We start from the raw sequence: 14,116 nt of genomic DNA on the forward strand, positions 1-14,116 counted from the left end.
CAAACCCGGTTTACACCAGCGTCAGATTGAACGTTTTACCTTTCAGTTGCTCCTGCACCTCGGGCGCGAGCGCACTGTCGGTGATGATATCGGTCAGTTCAGACAGCGGCGTCACGCAGAACAGCGAATAGGCGCCATATTTACTGCTGTCCGCCAGCAGGATCCGGCGGCTGGCATTTACGCCGAGATCTTGCTTCACGCCCGCTTTTTCTTCCGTCGGCGTGGTGATCCCTTTATCCAGGCTCCACGAGTTGCAGCTGATAAACGCGATATCGGGATAAATACTGCGTAACAGACGGCGGCCGTGCTCACCAATACAGGACTGGCTGCTGTCATCAATACGCCCGCCGATAATCGTCACTTCGATCTGCTTAAACTCAGACAGGAACAGCGCAATTTGCAAATCGGCAGTAATCACGCGCAGCGGCAAATGCGTCAGGTGACGCGCCAGTTCCAGCATGGTCGTTCCTGCATCCAGCACCACCGCACTGCCCGGTTTGACCAGCGTTGCGGCATAGCGAGCTATCGCCTGCTTTTCCTGAAGGCTGCGCTGTAATTTTTCATTCGTGGTCGGCTGGGAAGGAATAAAACGATTGAGCGTCACGCCGCCATGACTGCGACTAATCACGCCCTGCTCATCCAGCTTGATTAAATCACGACGGATCGTCGCCGGAGAAGCGTCGATCACGGACACCAGCTCATCTACCGTCACCAGATTATGGCTTTTCAGATAATCCATAATCTGATCAAGACGGCTCTGGCCTCTTACTTTATCCCCGCTCATGCGGAAAGCATCGGTTAATGTAGGATCCACGGCGATATCCATCTTGCTGTCATATACCCGTAATACTTCAAGCTGCTTGTGCGTTGGCTGCGCTCACTCACCCGAATCACTTACCTGAGTAAGCTCATCGGGATTCCCTCGCTTGCCGCCTTCCTGCAACTCGAATTATTTGGGGTATAAAGTTACTGTAAATTGTTGGTTGCAGGATACCAGAAACCTTCCCAAACGCGGGAAGGAAGATATCCTGCAATGCGCGCTGTATCGCGTTTTATTCGCTTACAAAACCCGTGCCATCAACGGTGATAAGTTACCACTAATCAGGCCAGTTGCATCGCGAGCTGGATAGAGATCGCCATACTTTCGGACTTCGCTTTTCCTGTCCAGGCAATATCAAACGCCGTGCCGTGGTCAGCAGAGGTGCGGATGAACGGTAATCCGGCAGTGATATTCACCCCATCATAGAAGCCCAGCAGCTTGAGCGGAATGTGTCCCTGATCGTGATACATCGCCACGACCATGTCGTACTGGCCTTCATACGCCTGCAAATAGACGGTATCCGGCGGGCACGGGCCATAAACATCAATGCCTTTGGCCTTCATGGCTTCAACCGATGGCGACACGATGGTGATCTCTTCGTCACCAAACAGACCATTCTCGCCCGCGTGCGGGTTAACCCCGGCAACGGCGATACGTGGGTGGGTAAAACCGACACGCTTGAGGAAGACATCCGCCATATCGATCACCGTTTCCACGCGATCGCGGTTCAGCGTATCCAGGAATTTACGCAGCGCGATGTGCGTTGAAACATGGATAACCTTCAACTTATCGGTATACAGCACCATCGCATAATCGCGGCTGTTGGTCAGTTTCGCCAGCAGCTCGGTGTGACCCGGATAAATATGCCCCGCCGAGTGCAGCGCTTCTTTATTCAGCGGTGCCGTCGCAATCGCGTGGACCTCACCGGCCATCGCCAGCGCCGTCGCTTTCTTGATGCAGCGATAAGCCAAATCGCCCGCCTGTGCCTGAACGACGCCAGGTTCCAGCGCCTGAGGATCTTCCAGCGGCTCATCAATGATGTTGATGACGCCCGGCGCGAAGACCGCGTCAGCTGGCTTATCAATGATTTTCAGCTCTACGGCTGGCACCACATTCAGCGCCAGAATACGTCGCATCGTCTGTACGCAGCCCACCACCACGGCAGACGCGCCGGAAAGCTCGCCTTCGGCCAGAGACTTGATAATAATTTCCGGTCCAATCCCTGCCGGATCACCCATCGTTACCGCAATAATTTTACTCACTGACCTTCTCCTCAATAAAACGTAAAACGTCGAGCAAAGTAGTTTCGTTGCCAAAACCCCCCGCTTTAGTCATCACAGGGGTCGTGCCGACAACGCTGTTCAGCAGGTATCCCCAGGGCACACAGGATGCGATTTGCCCCTTAATCTGAAAGCCGGTCGCGCCCAGTGCGGTTGCCACGGCAATCGCAATGTCACCACCGGATAAATACAGCCCACCCGGCAGGCGCCGGTTAGTCCTGTCCGCTGTCAGGCTGTCGAGCGCCTGAACAATGCTGCGCGTAAGTTCCCCCAGATAGTGGCTGATCGTTTCGCCAAGCTGCTGTCGGCTAAGCCCAAGCTGCTGGCACCGCGCGTCGATTTCGAAGCGCTGATTTTCGTTGTGACAGGTACGAATAATGCAATGCTGGCCGTTCATCAGCGCCGCCACCGCCTCCTCACACTGGGATGCCATGACGGTGGATGAATGGGGTGAAAAGAGCGCGTTGATGTCGATCTCAACCAGCGTGACATCGCTGCGCAGTCTGGCGGCTGCAATCTGTTTTTGAGCGATATCGCTCATTGACCCAATGACAGCCAGCAGCGGCTTCTCCGTTTTGCGCGTAAAATCCTGCGCGTTCGCCAGCGCTTCGCTCAGGCCAGCCGAACCGACCAGCAAGGGACAAAACGGTAACGCTCTGGCGGCGTCAACGATATGCACCAGATCGTCCTGCACATCCGTATCAAGAATAATCAGACGTACGCCCTCGTCCGCTAACTGCTGCAAACGCTGGGCTAAATTGGCCTGACGGACGTCATCAAGGTGTATTTCCGCCACCGGTAAAGCGGTTTGCTCCGCCAGACGGGCTGCGATAGAAGCCGAGGTCACCGGCGTTTTGGGATCGCTGGCAAATTCCGTGTCGGTAAGCAGACGACCATTCACCCAGACCTCGCCTTTGCGGGTCACACGTCCAAGCGTCGGCGACGCAGCGGCAATCAGCGCAACGGGCACCTCTGCCGCAGACAGCGCCGCAGCAATCTCTGCGCCCAGATTTCCGCGCAGCGTCGAGTCAATCTTCTTGATAATCCAGCCTTGCCCGCCTGCTGCCTGCCAGGCCGCAACCGCTTCTGCGGTGCGTTGCGACGCTACGTCATCACGCGCCGCACGGCTATCGGTGTTAATCACCACCGCGTCACCCAGTAAATCCGCATGCAGTTTATTAACGTCAAAGACGACGCTAACCCGCGCACCATGCTGCGCCAGACCGACGCCCGCATCATTGGCACCCGTAAAGTCATCAGCGACCACTAACACCTGTTCTGCTGATTGCTGCACGTTTGACATACTCCATCCCCGGTTCATGATTACCTGATAATGATTATATTGAATCACGTTTGATTATATGTGAGCAATATCAAATTATTTAAAAGGAATTTCACCTATAAATTATCACCACGATGTGGCAAATGGCGCTTAGGCGTGATGAGAACCGCGTCATTTGACTGAAAGTAATCACCATCGCAACCATTATCATCATAGCGATAACGCTCTGGCGAAAGAGAAAAGGCAAGGTAATAAGCATGAACATCAATAGCACTATCCTCAGCGGTTACCGGGTACTTCAGGACATTAGTCACCTGTTGGCAGGGAAACAGCACGTTTTATTTGTCACCGACAAAAACATCGTCGGGCTGCCTGACGTTCAGGCGCTGATCGCACAAGTTAAGCAAGCCGTTCCGCAGGTTCTGTTAGTTGATAATGTTCCTGCCGAGCCAAGCCAGCATGATGTAGCCCAAATACTGAGCCAGCTCACACAAACCCAGACAGATCTGGTAATCGGCGTCGGTGGCGGTAGCGTGCTGGATGTCGCCAAACTGCTTTCCGTACTGTGCGCGGGCGATGACGCCGTCACGCTGGATAGCCTGCTGGCAGGGGAAAAACCGACTCGCCGCACGACATCCCTGCTTATCCCGACCACCGCGGGAACGGGCTCAGAAGCCACGCCGAATGCCATTCTGGCGATCCCGGAAAAAGAGACCAAGGTCGGTATTATTACGCCAGTGATGCTGCCGGACTACGTTGCGCTGGTGCCGGAACTGACCATCAGCATGCCGTCACATATCGCCGCTTCAACGGGTATTGATGCGCTCTGCCACCTGATTGAGTGTTTCACCTCAACGATTGCCAACCCGGTCAGCGACAACTACGCGCTGATTGGCCTGAAAAAGCTGTTTGCCAACCTCGAAACCTCCGTGCGCGAGCCGAGCAACATGGAAGCCAAGCTGAACATGCTGTGGGCGTCCTACTACGGCGGTGCCGCCATTGCCCACTCTGGTACGCATCTGGTTCACGCCATGTCTTACCCGCTGGGCGGCAAGTATCACATCCCGCACGGCGTGGCGAACGCCATCCTGCTCGCCCCTTGCATGCGTTTCGTGCAGGACGCCGCACAGGAGAAATTCGCACAGGCGTATGACCTGCTGCCGGATGCCGATTTGACGCTGAGTACCGCGGAAAAAGCGCAGGCGCTGGTGACCTATTTCAGCGAATTGGTTAAACGCCTCAACCTGCCCAACACCTTACAGCAGCTCGGCGTGGAAAAAGACCACCTGCCCTACCTGGTTGATGCCGCGTTACAGGTTCAGCGCCTGATGAAAAACGTGCCGACACAGGTCAGCGCCGACGATGTTCGTGAGGTTTACCTGACTCTCTTTTGAAGCACGGTTTGAAAGAGAACAGGTTTCGGCAGAACGGTTTTAAGTTTTCATCTTTTTGATTACGTGTCACGAGGAAGAACAATGAGTAAAAACATTACCGGCGTCCTGACCGCCATCGTCACGCCGTTTGATAACCAGGGCGAATTTAACCCCGCTGCCATGCGCCTTCAGGTGCAGCGCCAGATGCGCTACGGCAACGGTATTTTTTGTAACGGCACCAACGGTGAGTTTTTCGTACTGCACACCGATGAGAAAGTCGCCGTCACTGAAACCTGCGTTGATGAAGTTGCCGGAAAAGTGCCGGTTGTCGGCCACATCGGTGAAATCTCCACGCGGGAAACCATCAAGCTCGGTAAGCGCATCGCCGCGCTGGGTGTTGATGCCGTTTCGGTCATCACCCCGTATTTCATCCCACTCAAACAGGAAGAACTGATTGCCCACTACACCGCCGTCGCCGATGCGCTGACTGTGCCGGTGTTTCTCTACAACATTCCTGCACGCACGGGGAATACGCTGGCGCCGGAAACCGTCCGCACGCTGGCGGATCACCCGAACATCATCGGCATTAAAGACAGCGCAGGCAGCTATGAAAGCCTGAGTGGCTATGTGCAAGCGGTGAAAGGCGTACAGGGCTTTAACGTATTGAATGGCCCAGACTCGCTCATTCACCAGGGCTTTGTTGACGGCTGCTCCGCCTGTATTTCCGGGCTGGCTAACGTGGCACCGGAACCGATCAGCCAGATCTGGCACCGCTTCAACGCGGGCGACATTGAAGGCTCTCGTCAGGCACAAGAACAGGTTGCCGAATTGCGTAAGACACTGTACGCCATCGCGTTCTCACCGGCTGTGGTGAAAAAAGCGCTGGCAATCATGGGTGAAGATGTCGGCGTCAGCCGCTATCCGATCCAGTTTTCCGCACAGGATGAAGACAACATCCGCAACATACTTAGTCAATTCTCGCAGTAACAGAGAAATATCAATTTCCACTTATAGGCCGAGAAGATATGAACCATTTTAACCTTACTGACACCCTCATAATCGTTGGGATGATTGTGTTTTATATCGCATTCACCTCATGGTTAACCTACAAGCTCCGCAGTAAATCGAACACCGAGTTCATGGAAGGGTCACGCGCGCTACCGGCGTTTATCGTCGGTATCCTGCTGATGACCGAATTCATCGGTGCCAAATCCACCATCGGTACGGCGCAGTCTGCCTTTGAAAACGGCTTTGCCGCCTCCTGGTCGGTGATTGGCGCCGCCATCGGTTTCCCGCTGTTTGGTATCATTCTGGTGAAAAAAATCTATAACACCGGGAAGATCACCATTTCTGGCGCGATCGCCGAGAAGTACGGCACCAGCACCAAGAACATCATTTCGATCATCATGATCTATGCGCTGTTGCTGGTAAACGTGGGCAACTACGTCAGCGGCGCGGCAGCGATTGCCACCGTGTTGAAAGTCTCCCTGCCAGTCGCCGCGTTGATCACCGCGGTCGTCAGTACCTTCTACTACTACTTCGGTGGTTTGAAAGGAACGGCCTACATCACGCTGATCCACAGCGCCGTGAAGTACGCTGGCGTCATGATCATTCTGTTCGTGGCATTGAAAATGACCGGCGGCTTCAAGCCAATGATCGAACAAATGCCGGATTACTACTGGACGTGGGACGGTAAACTCGGTGCCAGCACCATCTTCGCCTGGTTGATCGGGACTATCGGTTCTATCTTCTGTACCCAGTTCGTGATTCAGGCAATTTCATCAACAAAAGATGCCACCAGCGCCAAACGTGCCACCTGGGTTGCCTTCTTCTTCTGTATGCCGATTGCGCTGGCTATCGCGGTCATCGGTGTTGCAGCGAAATTTGCGCACCCTGAAATCAACAGCCTGTACGCGATGCCGGTCTTCCTGCAAGACATGAACCCATGGCTCGCCGGTCTGGTCACCACGTCACTGGTCGCGTCTATCTTCATCAGCGTGAGTATGGTGGCACTGGCTATCGTTTCCCTGCTGATTAAGGACTTCTACGTTCCTTACTGGAAACCAACGCCAGAAAAAGAGATGAAAATGACCCGGATCCTGTCGCTTGTCGTAGGTTTCGCGCCGCTCGTCTTCGTTCTGTTCGTTCCTGAAATCCTGAAGCTGTCGTTCTTTACCCGTGCTATTCGCCTGTCGATTTCTGTGGTTGCGGTGATTGCGTTCTATCTGCCGTTTTTCAACAGCGCACGCGGTGCCAACGCCAGCCTGATATCAGCCTGTGTCGTCACTTCTGTCTGGTACATACTCGGCAACCCATACGGCATCGATAATATGTACGTCGCGTTGGCCACGCCAGCTATCGTCATGTTGCTTGACCGTATGATTCCGAACAAAGCCAACAAAGCGAACAAAATCAAAACCTCTCCAACTGAAAATAAATCAGGAGCCTGAGTCATGAGTAGCGAAACCATTACCGTGGAACGTAGCGGAAAAGTTCATCACGCAGAAGGCGATGCCGCGCGTCTGGATGCCTACATTCCATCGGAATGCCCGCAGAATCATGCGGCCAACCTGCTCCATCTGCCAAACGGCGATGTGCTGTGCGTCTGGTTTGGTGGCACACAGGAAGGGATTGCGGATATCTCTATCTACATGTCCCGCCTGGTGAAAGGCAGCGATAACTGGACTAAAGCCGTTAAGCTATCTGAAGATGCAACGCGTTCCGAACAGAACCCGGTTCTGTTCCTCGCGCCGGATAATGTGTTGTGGCTACTGTATACCGCGCAGAAATCCGGTAATCAGGACACCGCCATTGTGCGTTACCGCCAATCCACGGATTTCGGCGCTACCTGGGGCGAAATTGGTACGCTGCTCGATCAGCCGGGGACGTTCATCCGCCAGCCGATCACCGTGCTGGCAAACGGTGACTGGCTGCTGCCAGTGTTCTACTGCCGCGTTCAGCCGGGTGAGAAGTGGGTCGGCAACAACGATGACAGCGCCGTGAAAATTTCCAGCGATCAGGGTAAAACCTGGCGGGAATATCCGGTGCCAAACAGCACGGGCTGCGTACATATGAACATCACCCCGTTGCAGGATGGCACGCTGCTGGCGCTATACCGCAGCCGCTGGGCTGATTTCATCTACCAAAGTCGTTCAACGGATGGCGGTAAAACCTGGTCAGACCCCGTGCCGACCGATTTGCCAAACAACAACTCGTCCATTCAGGTGACCACGCTGGAGAATGGCCATCTGGCGCTGGTGTTCAACCACATGAGCGCCGCCGATGCCACCGAGCGCCGTCTGTCGCTGTACGATGAAATCGAGGATGAAGAAGACAAAGCCAGCAATGCCAAAATGCCGGAAGTACAAGCTGGCAGCCGTAGCGCCTTCTGGGGTGCCCCGCGCGCGCCGATGACGCTCGCCATTTCGGAAGACGGCGGTAAGAGCTGGCCGTGGCAGCGCAATATCGAAGTGGGCGACGGCTACTGCATGACGAACAACTCCACGGAGAAGCTGAACCGCGAGTTCTCTTACCCCAGCGTCAAGCAGGCGCAGGACGGTAAGCTGCACGTGGCGTTCACCTACTTCCGTCAGGCGATCAAGCACGTCGTGGTGAGCGAGGAGTGGGTCAAGGCGAACTAAACCGCGCTCAGCCCGTACAAAACTATTTGCGAAACGAAAACGGTGATAATGGGATAGAAGAGTAAAGCGTCCGCGCCAGGGACAAAAGCGTCAGGAACGCTTTTGAACGTCGCTTGCGACGGCCCTGAAAGGGTGAATCTCAGGGATGAGATTCATATCTGCGCGGCTCGAGCTTACAGGGACGTACTTGCAGCGTCTTTACGATCTACCCATTACCACCGCCCGACGTACCTTGTCAGCAGGGGGGATATCCCTGCTATACCCGGGATATGATTATGATTGCAGGAAACCTCACCACCCTCAAACTCGCCACGCTGCCCGATGCGCTGTGGGCTATTCTGTCCGCGCCGGGCATGTCGTTGGCTGAACTGAATGCACTGCCCGAAGGCCGCTATCAGCCGGAAGGGGCCGAATGGTTCTACAACATCGGCACCGTGAACACCGCACCGCGCGCCACACGACATACCGAATTTCACAGCAACTACCTCGATATTCAGTTGATTCTGGAAGGCGAGGAGATTATCGGTTACGGTCTGAATGATGTGCATGGCCAGCCCGCCACCGAGCGTAAACCGGATCTCTACATTCTGGATAACCCACAGGTGCCGCATCAGATCCATCTGCGGGCAGGCGACTTTGTCACGTTTTATCCGGGCGAAGCCCATCAGGCGCTGTGTGCGATTAACGACAGCCCCGCTCCGGTCAAAAAAGCCGTGTTTAAAATCCCCGTTACGTTGTTAATGCCGATCGTTTAAAGATCGAGATACCGGGGGCTACCACGGTGCGAGGTATCCCTGCGGGAACCTCATCACCGTGTTTCCCCCTAAATCCATATTTAAGTGAACAGCATTACGTCACGTTGTTGCAATAAGAACGGTTGAATATTAAGGAGACGTATTTCATGTCAGCTACAGCCCCTAAACACGCCCTGATTACCGGTAGCAGCTCAGGGATCGGTGCCGCCATCGCACAAAAATTACTGGCGGAAGGCTGGCGGGTAACCGGCCTGTCGCGCAAGCCGGGTGACTATTCACATCCACACTTTACCCACCGTGCGGTGGATATCATGGATACACCCGCGCTGACGGCCATTCTGGACGAGATTGCGCAGGTTGATGCCGTCATCCATGCCGCTGGCATCATGAAGGCCGCCCCGCTCGGTCAGCTTTCGCTGGAAGATGGTGAAACGCTATGGCGATTGCATATCAACGCGGCGCAGGTGCTCGCCGACCGTCTGGTCGATAAGCTGCCGCAAGGTGGAAGAATCGTGCTGCTGGGCAGCCGTACATCCAGCGGCTCCGCGGGGCGCAGCCAGTACGTCACGACAAAATCCGCGATGATCGGCATGGCAAGAAGTTGGGCGGCAGAACTGGCTCCGCGCGGCATTACGGTAAATATTGTCGCACCGGGTGCCACAGAAACGCCGATGCTGACGATGCCCGGCCGCCAGAGTTCTCCGCCGAAGCTGCCGCCGATTGGGCGCTTCATCCAGCCGCAGGAAGTGGCCGATCTGGTGGGTTACCTGCTTTCCCCGTCTGCTGCGGCCATTACCGGCCAGCAGTTGGTGATGTGCGGCGGTGCCTCGCTGTAATTCATCATGATTTCCATAACTGATATTCATAACTGATGTTCATAACTGATGTTCATAACTGATGTTCATAACTACAGGCCAATATTCTTAAACGGAGATTGGCCTGAATTATTTCCCCGCTTCTTGTCCCCGTGTCACTCGTATGATGTATGCGATATATCACTCCCTTTTATTATGAATGCATCCGTTCGAAATAATTAACAGAAGAATAATAAAACCCCACTGCCCAATAAAATAGAATGAGTTGATCTCAATCAATTTATTAATACCATTATTCACCACCATTATATAAATAGCGCCTACACTATCTTTAACGTATAAAACAGAAACCATAAAAAACATTCGCTAAGTAATAATAATTTACCCTCTTGAATAACGATATAAGAAATTAAAATATTGATAATTAAAAATAAACTCACAAAAATCAAATAACTTAAAAATAAAAAAACAGCATCAACATGAATAGTCATGACAACATTCAGGCCGGCATTTCCCTGCCTATTACCCCATTCAGATATGACATATTGAATTCACCCTATCGCTATTTATTGAATCGGACAAATAACAACAGGAGATTTTCGTATGGATAATGACACGTTAGCACCAGAAAAAAATCATTTCCCGTTTAATAACAGCCTATTGAACAATGAAAAAATGACTACACCGGGTGGCATAAAAAAATCACCCAGCCTAGCGGAGCAAGAAACCCTTACGCCACGCATGCAACGCCTTCGCGCCCGCTATTTAGAAGCACGCCCCAGTATCTCTATTTATCACGCACTGGCCTTCACCGAGGTGGCAAAGCACAATCCTGGCCTGCCGCCTATTCTGTTACGGGCAAAATCCTTTCGCAGAGCCTGCGAAACAGCACCGATTCTGATTCAGGATGAGGAACTCATTGTCGGGCATCCCTGCGGCAAACCGCGTGCGGGCGCGTTCTCTCCCGATATTGCCTGGCGCTGGGTACGTGACGAACTGGACACCATGAGCACTCGTCCTCAGGATCCTTTTCAAATTTCAGAAGAAGATAAAAAAACCATCCGTGACGAGATCGTCCCCTTTTGGCAAGGCCGCTCGCTGGATGAAATCTGCGAGACGCAATACCGTGAAGCTGGCGTCTGGGCATTCAGCGGAGAAACCTTCGTCAGCGATCTTTCTTACCATCAGATTAACGGCGGCGGCGACACTTGCCCCGGCTACGATGTGCTGTTGTTTACCAAAGGCATGGAAGGCATCAAAGCCGACGCACAGGCAAATCTGGCTCAGCTTGATAGGGGAGAACCGGAGGATATCGATCGTATCTATTTTTATAAGGCCGCAATTGAAACCTGCGACGGCGTCATGGCCTATGCGCGCCGCATCGCGGCCCGCGCACGCGAACTGGCGGCACAGGAGAAGGATGCTTCACGGCGCGCTGAACTGCTGACCATTGCAGAAATCAACGAGAACGTGCCAGCTCATCCCCCCAAAACGTTGCAGGAAGCGCTGCAAAGCATCTGGACACTGGAGTCGCTGTTTGAAGTGGAAGAGAACCAGACAGGGATTTCACTGGGGCGTGTCGACCAATACTGCTACCCGATGTATGAAGCCGACATGCAGTCCGGTCGCCTGACGCGTGAGCAGGCACTAGAAATGATGCAGATGTTCATTCTGAAATGTGCGGAGCTGATGTGGATGTCCAGCGAAAGCGGTGCGAAATATTTCGCGGGCTATCAGCCGTTTATCAACCTGACGGTCGGCGGGCAGAAGCGTAGCGGAGGCGATGCCTGTAACGACCTGACTTACCTGATCATGGATGCGGTGCGCTTCGTGAAGGTGTATCAGCCGTCACTGGCCTGCCGTATTCACAACCAATCCCCTCAGGCGTATCTGGAGAAAATTGTCGACGTCGTTAAATCAGGGATGGGCTTTCCGGCCTGTCACTTCGATGATTCCCATATCAAGATGATGCTGCGCAAAGGCTTCGATTTTGAAGATGCGCGCGACTACTGCCTGATGGGGTGCGTTGAACCGCAAAAATCGGGCCGCATTTATCAGTGGACCTCCACGGGCTACACCCAGTGGCCCATCGCTATTGAGTTTGTCCTAAACCGCGGCCGTATGATCCTGTTCGATCGCGTTCAGGGACTGGACACTGGCGACTTGAGCACGCTGGAGACCTTTGAAGATTTTGATCGCGCAGTGAAAACGCAGATTGCGCACATTATCCGCCTGTCCGCGATTGGTACCGTGATCAGCCAGCGCGTGCATCGTGATGTGGCACCCAAACCGCTGATGTCCTTACTGGTCGAAGGCTGTATGGAAAAAGGACGGGATGTGGCAGCCGGTGGGGCCGTCGTCAATCACGGGCCGGGGCTCATTTTCTCCGGGTTGGCGACTTACGTTGACTCCATAGCAGCCATTCGCAAGCTCGTTTATGAAGACCATCAATACACGTTGGAACAGCTACGCGATGGCCTGTTGGCGAATTTTTCAGGTTATGACGAACTCAGAAGAGACTGCCTAAATGCGCCGAAATACGGCAATGATGATAACGCAGTCGATCAGCTCGCGCGGGATATCACCGAATGGACGGAAAAGGAGTGTCGTCAGTACAAGATGCTCTACTCCACGTTTAGCCACGGCACATTATCGATCTCGAACAACACCCCAATCGGTGAACTGACCGCAGCCAGCGCGAATGGCCGACTGGCATGGGCACCACTCTCCGATGGGATCAGCCCAACGCAAGGGGCTGACAAAAAAGGGCCAACAGCGAGCATCAAATCTGTCAGCAAAATGAATGTGGAAAGTATGAACATCGGCATGGTGCATAACTTCAAATTCCTTAAAGGCATGCTGGATACGCCAGAAGGCCGCAACGGCTTGATTTCCCTGCTGAGAACATCGTCCATTCTGGGTAATGGGCAGATGCAATTCAGCTACGTTGACGATGAAGTATTGAGAAAAGCCCAAAAAACGCCGGAGCAATACCGTGATTTGATCGTGCGTGTCGCGGGATACAGCGCCTACTTCGTTGAGTTATGCAAGGAAGTTCAGGATGAGATCATTAGCCGCACCATGATCGATAAGTTCTGATCGATAAGTTCTGATCACCACAGGGCCTAAAAGCATCCGCAGAATCTCGTCAAGCAGGGACGCTGACGGTGACAGAGGGAGGCATAACAATGAAACCTGCGCAGAAAACCACAGGACGAATATTTAATATTCAGAAATATTCGATCTACGACGGAGACGGCGTCCGCACGCTGATCTTTATGAAAGGTTGCAATATCCGTTGCCCCTGGTGCGCGAATCCGGAAGGAATCAGTAGCGCCTATCAAATCATGATTTCTCAGGATAAATGCGTAGACTGCGGAAAATGTGCGGACGTTTGCCCGACGGGCGTCCACAGCATGCGGGCGGACAGCAAGGGCCAATGGCGCCATCATCTCAATCGCACAGCGGGCTGCATTGGCTGCCGCAAGTGTGAAACAGCATGCCCGTCAGGTGCGTTGGACGTCATGGGAAAAGAGATGACGGTTGCGGAGCTGATGGCAATCATCATGCAGGATTATCCTTTTTATATGTCCTCTGGCGGTGGCGTCACTCTTAGCGGCGGAGAAATGAGTCTGCAAACGGATTTCGCTGTCGATCTGCTCACCGCCTGTAAACGCATGATGATTCACACCGCTGTCGAAACGCAGGGCACAACCCTGAAATCCCACTACAGCAGGTTAGCCGCCGTAACGGATTTATTTCTTTTTGATATCAAACACATTAATACCCAGCAGCACAAGGCGCTATTTGGCATCGGGAATGAAAACATACGGCGTAATCTGGAACATCTGGTCGGGCTGGGAGCCGATATCGTCATTCGTATGCCACTCGTTCGCGGCTATAACGATTCGTACGATGCGGTGACCAACGCCATTCACTATGTTCAGACGCTGGCACAACGCGGCAGTATACGGCGCATCGACGTGCTTCCCTACCACCAGCTAGGCCGTAAAAAGTACGAAAGGTTGGGCATGATTTACCCAATAAAAGAGGATCCCAGTTACAACGAAGAAGAGTTAAATCGTTTGGAGATTTTCTTTAACGAATTTGATTTCGATATTCGTCTGGTTCGTCATTAAAGAGAAAATCA

Annotated in this window: 10 protein-coding genes and 1 pseudogene; 8 read left to right on the forward strand and 3 right to left on the reverse strand. The window is 53.3% G+C overall.

Annotation, left to right across the window (positions count from 1 at the left end):
* Positions 1-10 precede the first annotated feature (10 nt).
* The 3 genes from R9X49_RS15895 to dtnK all read right to left on the reverse strand — a co-directional run bounded on the left by R9X49_RS15895 (position 11) and on the right by dtnK (position 3,403).
* Entirely contained in the window at positions 11-826 is an 816-nt protein-coding gene (locus R9X49_RS15895) for a DeoR/GlpR family DNA-binding transcription regulator (protein ID WP_319849313.1), read from the reverse strand.
* Positions 827-1,101: 275 nt separating this feature from the next.
* Positions 1,102-2,082 carry a D-threonate 4-phosphate dehydrogenase gene (locus R9X49_RS15900; protein WP_317177424.1) on the reverse strand — a complete coding sequence of 327 codons (981 nt, stop codon included), beginning with the start codon at positions 2,080-2,082 and terminating at the stop codon, positions 1,102-1,104.
* On the reverse strand, positions 2,075-3,403 hold the full coding sequence (dtnK, locus tag R9X49_RS15905) for a D-threonate kinase (RefSeq protein WP_319849314.1): 1,329 nt from the start codon (positions 3,401-3,403) through the stop codon (positions 2,075-2,077). The genes R9X49_RS15900 and dtnK overlap by 8 nt, the downstream gene beginning before the upstream one ends.
* A gap of 236 nt (positions 3,404-3,639) precedes the next feature.
* Here dtnK and R9X49_RS15910 point away from each other — a divergent pair, with 236 nt between their 5' ends.
* The 8 genes and pseudogenes from R9X49_RS15910 (at position 3,640) to cutD (ending at position 14,105) form a co-directional block, all read left to right on the forward strand.
* Positions 3,640-4,776, forward strand: a complete 1,137-nt coding sequence (locus tag R9X49_RS15910) for an iron-containing alcohol dehydrogenase (protein ID WP_319849315.1) — start codon at positions 3,640-3,642, stop codon at positions 4,774-4,776.
* An 81-nt stretch (positions 4,777-4,857) separates the two neighbouring features.
* A complete protein-coding gene (locus R9X49_RS15915) occupies positions 4,858-5,742 on the forward strand; it encodes a dihydrodipicolinate synthase family protein (protein ID WP_039470120.1) in 885 nt (294 codons plus the stop codon).
* Between the two features lie 38 nt (positions 5,743-5,780).
* Complete coding sequence (locus R9X49_RS15920; protein WP_319849316.1) at positions 5,781-7,205, forward strand: sodium:solute symporter family protein; 1,425 nt, start codon at positions 5,781-5,783, stop codon at positions 7,203-7,205.
* Between the two features lie 3 nt (positions 7,206-7,208).
* Positions 7,209-8,396 carry a sialidase family protein gene (locus R9X49_RS15925; protein WP_319849317.1) on the forward strand — a complete coding sequence of 396 codons (1,188 nt, stop codon included), beginning with the start codon at positions 7,209-7,211 and terminating at the stop codon, positions 8,394-8,396.
* 275 nt (positions 8,397-8,671) lie between these two features.
* A complete protein-coding gene (locus tag R9X49_RS15930; RefSeq protein ID WP_271876049.1) occupies positions 8,672-9,151 on the forward strand; it encodes a YhcH/YjgK/YiaL family protein in 480 nt (159 codons plus the stop codon).
* Positions 9,152-9,297: 146 nt separating this feature from the next.
* A complete protein-coding gene (locus R9X49_RS15935) occupies positions 9,298-9,987 on the forward strand; it encodes an SDR family oxidoreductase (protein ID WP_319849318.1) in 690 nt (229 codons plus the stop codon).
* A 702-nt stretch (positions 9,988-10,689) separates the two neighbouring features.
* Positions 10,690-13,065, forward strand: a pseudogene (gene cutC / locus R9X49_RS15940) (choline trimethylamine-lyase); the annotation flags it as partial.
* An 89-nt stretch (positions 13,066-13,154) separates the two neighbouring features.
* Positions 13,155-14,105 carry a choline TMA-lyase-activating enzyme gene (gene cutD, locus R9X49_RS15945; protein ID WP_319849319.1) on the forward strand — a complete coding sequence of 317 codons (951 nt, stop codon included), beginning with the start codon at positions 13,155-13,157 and terminating at the stop codon, positions 14,103-14,105.
* The last annotated feature ends 11 nt before the right edge of the window (positions 14,106-14,116 follow it).

The organism is Pectobacterium carotovorum (assembly GCF_033898505.1).
Lineage (GTDB): Bacteria > Pseudomonadota > Gammaproteobacteria > Enterobacterales > Enterobacteriaceae > Pectobacterium > Pectobacterium carotovorum_J.